This window comes from Kitasatospora sp. NPDC057198 (assembly GCF_042670125.1).
Lineage (GTDB): Bacteria > Actinomycetota > Actinomycetes > Streptomycetales > Streptomycetaceae > Kitasatospora.
In genome coordinates this window covers 1-5,547 of sequence record NZ_JBHUWH010000493.1, presented here as the reverse complement: position 1 = coordinate 5,547, position 5,547 = coordinate 1, and the positions used below count along the sequence as shown (strand labels likewise).

The 5,547-nt window shown below is 76.5% G+C and carries 6 protein-coding genes; all 6 read left to right on the top strand.

The features are described from left to right. The first annotated feature begins 77 nt into the window (after positions 1-77). Positions 78-917, top strand: a complete 840-nt coding sequence (locus tag ACFUEL_RS33985) for an STAS domain-containing protein (protein WP_380241155.1) — start codon at positions 78-80, stop codon at positions 915-917. Beyond that, positions 914-1,291 carry an STAS domain-containing protein gene (locus tag ACFUEL_RS33980; protein ID WP_033216718.1) on the top strand — a complete coding sequence of 126 codons (378 nt, stop codon included), beginning with the start codon at positions 914-916 and terminating at the stop codon, positions 1,289-1,291. Before ACFUEL_RS33985 ends, ACFUEL_RS33980 begins: the two co-directional genes overlap by 4 nt. Continuing rightward, positions 1,288-1,707 carry an anti-sigma regulatory factor gene (locus tag ACFUEL_RS33975; RefSeq protein WP_380241153.1) on the top strand — a complete coding sequence of 140 codons (420 nt, stop codon included), beginning with the start codon at positions 1,288-1,290 and terminating at the stop codon, positions 1,705-1,707. Before ACFUEL_RS33980 ends, ACFUEL_RS33975 begins: the two co-directional genes overlap by 4 nt. A gap of 77 nt (positions 1,708-1,784) precedes the next feature. Further along, positions 1,785-2,912, top strand: a complete 1,128-nt coding sequence (locus ACFUEL_RS33970) for an ATP-binding protein (protein WP_380241151.1) — start codon at positions 1,785-1,787, stop codon at positions 2,910-2,912. Continuing rightward, positions 2,909-4,708, top strand: a complete 1,800-nt coding sequence (locus ACFUEL_RS33965) for an ATP-binding protein (RefSeq protein ID WP_380241149.1) — start codon at positions 2,909-2,911, stop codon at positions 4,706-4,708. The genes ACFUEL_RS33970 and ACFUEL_RS33965 overlap by 4 nt, the downstream gene beginning before the upstream one ends. After that, on the top strand, positions 4,705-5,547 hold an 843-nt coding region (locus ACFUEL_RS33960), incomplete at its 3' end, for a PleD family two-component system response regulator (RefSeq protein ID WP_380241147.1). The genes ACFUEL_RS33965 and ACFUEL_RS33960, both read left to right, overlap by 4 nt.

Genomic DNA, 5,547 nt, shown 5'->3' with positions numbered 1-5,547 from the left:
GGTCCGGGCCGCCGCGCCGTCGTGCGACGGCCTGGGTCCCCCGACCACGGGGGCCTGATGAGCGAGGAGAGCGCCTGATGGCGGTGGAGCGTGCGTCGGAACGGCTCGTGGAGCTGCTGACCCGGGACGATGCGGTGCAGGAGCAGTGGGTGGCGGCCGTGGCGGCGTCCCTCGGTGGCCGGATCAGCCGGGCCGAGCTGGAGCGTGAGCTGTCGGAGCTGTACCAGGCCCTGTTGCATGCGCTGGGCAAGGAGGGCCTGGACTGGCAGGGCGAGGCGTACTCGGAGGTGCGGGCCCTGCTGGTGGAGCTGTCCCGGTCCAGGGCCCGGCACGGCTTCACGCCGAGCGAGACCGCCGTGAGCGTCTTCGCCTGCAAGGACGTGCTGGAGCCGACCACGGACAGCACCGCGGAGGACATCACGGCCTACCTCCAGCTGACCAGGCTGCTGGACGCGCTGGGCCTGTTCACCATCGAGGCGTACGCCCGCACCCGGGAGGAGATCATCAGTGCCCAGGCCGAGCAGTTGCTCGAACTGTCCACGCCGGTGGTCAAGTTGTGGGAGGGCGTGGTCGCGGTGCCGCTGGTCGGCACGCTGGACTCGGCGCGCACCCAGGTGGTGATGGAGAAGCTGCTGCAGAGCCTGGTGGACACCGAGTCCGAGCACGCGATCATCGACATCACCGGCGTGCCGGCCGTGGACACCGAGGTCGCCCAGCACCTGCTGAAGACGGTGGTCGCGGCCCGGCTGATGGGCGCGGAGTGCACCATCTCGGGCATCCGGCCGCAGATCGCGCAGACCCTGGTCGCGCTGGGCGTGCAGTTCGGCGACATCGTCACCAAGGCCACCCTGCAGGACGCGCTGCGCCACGTCCTGCAGCTCAGCGGTGCCCAGGCCCCTGCGGGCGGCACCCGGTGAGCGACCGCGTCCCCGTGCTGAAGCTCGGCCAGGTCCTGCTGGTGTCCATCCAGGTCGACCTGGAGGACCAGATCGTGCTGGACCTCCAGGACGACCTGGCCGAGCGGATCGTCGCCACCGGCGCGACCGGCGTGGTCATCGACATCACGGCCCTGGAGATCGTCGACTCCTTCGTCGGCCGGATGCTGGCCAACACCGCCGCGATCTCGCGCATGCTGGACGCCGAGACCGTGGTCGTCGGCATGCGGCCGGCGGTGGCGATCACCCTGGTCGAGCTGGGCCTCTCGCTGGGCGGGGTGCGCACCGCGCTCACCCTGGAGAAGGGCCTGGCCCTGCTGGAACGGGACCGTACCGCGCGTACGGGCCGCCCGTGACCGGGCCACGGGCGGTCGAGGACGAGCAGAGCGTGCCGATCGGCTCCAACGACGACGTGGTGCGGGCCCGGCAGACCGTCCGGACGTACGCCCAGCAGTGCGGGCTGTCGCTGGTCGACCAGACGAAGCTGGTCACCGCGGCCAGCGAGCTCGCCCGCAACACGCTGGTGTACGGCGGCGGCGGCCTGATGCGCTGCTCCGCCGTGCGCAGCGGCGCCCGGGTGGGCGTGCACGCCGTGTTCGAGGACAGCGGCCCCGGCATCGCCGACCTGGACCTCGCGCTGACCGACGGCTGGACCTCCGGCGGCGGCCTGGGCCTGGGCCTGAGCGGGGCCCGCCGGCTGGTGGACGAGTTCGAGCTGCGCAGCGAGCCCGGCGCCGGGACGAAGGTGTCGGTGACCAAGTGGGCCAGGTGACCCCCGGCCGAACGGGCCCGGCGTCCCCCCACCGGACGGGCCCGGCGTCCCCCGCCCTGACCGAGTGCGAGGACACCGTGTGGTTCCGGCACTCCGATTCGCTGCCCGCCGCCGCCCGCGGCACGGCCCGGCAGCTCGCCCACCGGATCGGCCTGCTGCCCGAACGGGTCGGCGAGGTGGCGCTGGCCGTCAGCGAGGCCGCCACCAACCTGCGCCGGCACGCCGTGGACGGGGCGATGGTGCTGCGCGTGGTGCGCACCGACACCGAGGCGGCGCTGGAGTTCCTCACCGTCGACAGCGGGCCGGGGATGGCGGACGTGCCCGCCGCGCTCGCCGACGGCTACTCCTCCGGCCCGACCCTGGGCATCGGCCTGGGCGCGGTCGCGCGCCTCGCCGACGCCTTCGACCTGCACTCGCTGCCCGGCCGGGGCACCGTGCTGACCGCCCGGTTCTGGAACCGCACCCCGGCCGGCCGGGCGGCCGCCGCGGCGGGCGAGCCGACCGTCGCCGGGCTGACCCGGCCGATGAGCGGGCAGGAGCTGTGCGGCGACGCCTGGGCGGTGCGCCCGGCCGGGCGGCCGCCGGGCCCCGCCCCGGACGCCCCCCGGGCGGCGGGGACCCCGCTGGACTGGTCGGTGCTGACCAACCGGGCGCCCCGGACCCGCTCCGTCCCCGGGCCGGGCCCCGAGAGCACGGCCGGCGCCTTCCTGCTGATGTTCTGCGACGGCCTGGGCCACGGCCCGCTGGCCGCGCGGGCCGCCTCGGACGCCGTCGCCGCCTTCCACCGCGGCCCCGCGCACCGGCCCGAGGAGGTGCTGACCGACCTGCACCGGGTGCTGCAGGCCGGGCGCGGCGGGGCGGTCGCGGTCGCCCTGGTCGAGCCCGCCGCGGCCCGGCTGACGTTCTGCGGGGTCGGCAACGTCAGCGCCTTCGTGGTGGACACCGTCACCGGGCACCGGCGCTCGCTGCCCTCCTCCCCCGGCATCGTCGGCCACCAGCTGCCCGCGCCGCACCCCGTCCGGCAGGAGCTGCCGCCCGGCAGCGCGGTCGTCCTGCACTCGGACGGGCTGACCGACCGCTGGCGGGCCGCCGACATGCCCGGCCTGTTCTCCCACCTGCCCGTCACCGCCGCCGCCCTGCTGCTGCGCGAGGCGGGGGTGCGCCGGGACGACGCCGGCGTGGTGGTCGCGAAGGGTGCCTGGTGAACGCGCCGACCGAACCCGGGCCCGACGGCCCGGCCGTGCGCCTGGGCACCACCGCCGTGGTCACCGTCCAGGACACCTTCGCGCTGCGCCGCAGTGCCCGCGCCGTCGCCGACCTGCTCGGCGCGGACGGGCAGGACGCCGTGCGGCTGGCCACCGCGCTGAGCGAGCTGGGCCGCGGCCTGCTCGGCGCGGACCGGCTCAGCGCCGGGTTCGAGCTGCTGCCGGGCCGGCCGGCCGCGCTGCGGGTGACCCTGGCGTGGCGGGGCGGCCACCGGCTGCCCGCCGAGGCGCTGGAGGCGTCCGCCCGGCTGCTGTCCACCCACCACGAGCACGGCGGCGGGGACGGCCTGGTGCGGATCGAGCAGCGGCTCGGCCACGGCTCCGGCCCCGAGCCGGCGCCGGAGCTGGTCGAGCAGGCCCGCCGCCTGCTGGAGGCGCACACCGGCCCCAGCGCGCTGGAGGACTCCCGGGCGCAGACCCGCGACCTGATCGCCGCGCTGGAGCACACCCGCGCCCAGCGCGAGGAGTTGCGCCGGCTGAACAGCGAGCTGGAGGAGACCAACCAGGGCGTGCTGGCGCTGTACTCGGAGCTGTCGGAGGAGCTGGAGGAGACCAACCGGGGCGTGGTCGCGCTGTACGCCGAACTCGACGAGAAGTCACGGCAGTTGCGCGAGGCCAGCGAGGCCAAGAGCCGGTTCTGGGCGAACGTCAGCCACGAGCTGCGCACCCCCGTCAACGCGGTGGTGGGCCTGGCCGAGCTGCTGCGCGCCGACACCGGCGCCCCGCCGGAGGAGCGCTGCCGGCAGCTGTCGCTGATCGCGGACTCCGGCCGGACCCTGCTGGCGCTGGTGGACGAGCTGCTGGACGTCGCGAAGGCGGAGTCCGGCACCCTCGACCCGCTGTGGGCGCCGCTGGACCTGCGGGCCGTCCTCGCCCACCTGGACGGCACCCTGCGCGGCCTGGCCCGCCCCGGCGTCGAGCTGCGGATCGGCCCGGCGCCTGAGCTGCCGGAGCCGCTGATCGGCGACGAGACGATGCTGGTGCGGATCCTGCGCAACCTGCTGTCCAACGCGCTGAAGTTCACCGAGCACGGGTCGGTGGAGCTGACCGCCCGGATCGAGGGGGCCGGGGACGGCGGCCCGTGCCTGGTGCTGACCGTCACCGACACCGGCGTGGGCATCCCCGCCGACCAGCACGAGCGGGTCTTCGAGGAGTTCTACCAGGTGAAGGGCGCGCACCAGCGGGGCCGCCGGGGCACCGGCCTGGGCCTGCCGTACGCCCGCCGGCTGACCGAGATCCTCGGCGGCACGCTGCGCCTGGACAGCGCCCCCGGGCGGGGCACCGCGCTGACCGTCCGGCTGCCCGCCCGCCCGGCCCCGCCGGTCGGCGCCCGGCGGGGCGTGCTGGTCGCGGTCGACGACGACCCGGTCTTCCGGGACGTGCTGCGCCCGCTGCTGCACGAGATCGCCGAGCGGGTGGAGGAGGTCCACGACGGCGCGTCCGCGCTGGCCGCCGTCCGGGAGACCCGGCCGGACGGGATCGTCCTCGACCTGCACCTGGGGGACGTGGACGGCTACCGGGTCCTCGCCGAGCTGCGGGCGGACGCCGCGCTGCGGCGGATCCCGGTGGTCATCCTCACCTCCGCCTCGCTGACCGCCGCCGACCGGGCCCGGCTGTCGCACGCCCGCGCCGTGCTGCCCAAGTCCGGTCTGAGCGGCGGCCGGATCGCCGCCGCCCTGTCCGCCCCCCGCCCCGCCGCCGCACGGCGGCCGCCGTCCCCCGAGGAGGGGTCATGACAGGCTCCGACGCCGGGCCGGCCACCGTCCTGGTGCTCGACGACAACGACGCCACCCGGTACGTCGTCGGCAGCTGGCTGCGCCGCTCCGGGCACACCGTCGTCGAGGCGGTCGACGGCGCCCAGGCCCTCGCGCTGCTGGAGCGCTCGTCCGCCGCCGAGCTGCCCGAGCTCGCCGTGGTGGACATCAGCCTGCCCGACATGACCGGCTTCGAGGTGTGCGAGCGGATCAAGGAGGAGCCGCGCACCGCCGCACTGCCGGTGGTCCACATCTCCGCGACCGCGATCGAGGCCAGCGACCGCACCCAGGGCCTGCACCGGGGCGCGGACGCCTACCTGACCGAGCCGATCGACCCGGCGGAGCTCCAGGCCACCGTCACCGCCGTGCTGCGCTACACCCGGGCCCGCCGGCGCGCCGAGCGGCTGGCCGCCCGGGTCGCGGCCCTGCACCGCAGCACGCTCGACCTGTACGGCGCGACCGACACCGACGCCCTGGTCACCTCGGCGGCGCTCGGCGCGGTCCGGCTCGGCGCGGCCCGCGCCACCGCGATCGCCCTCGGGCCGGACCGCGACGCCCTGCACCTGGCGCACCACGACCAGGACCTGCCGGACGGCCCGGCGGTGCGGCTGCTCCAGGCCCCGCCGGTGCTGCTCGACGTCATCGCCCACCACACCCTGGGCGACGCCACCGGCACCGACACCACCCTGCTGGACGCCGAGGAGTGGCGGGGCGTGCTGGCCGGGCACGGGCTGGACGGCGCGGGCCTGCCCGCCGGGCCGGTCGCCCTGGTCGCGGCCCGCACCAAGCCCGGCCGGCCGCTGCTCGCCGTGGTCGTCGAC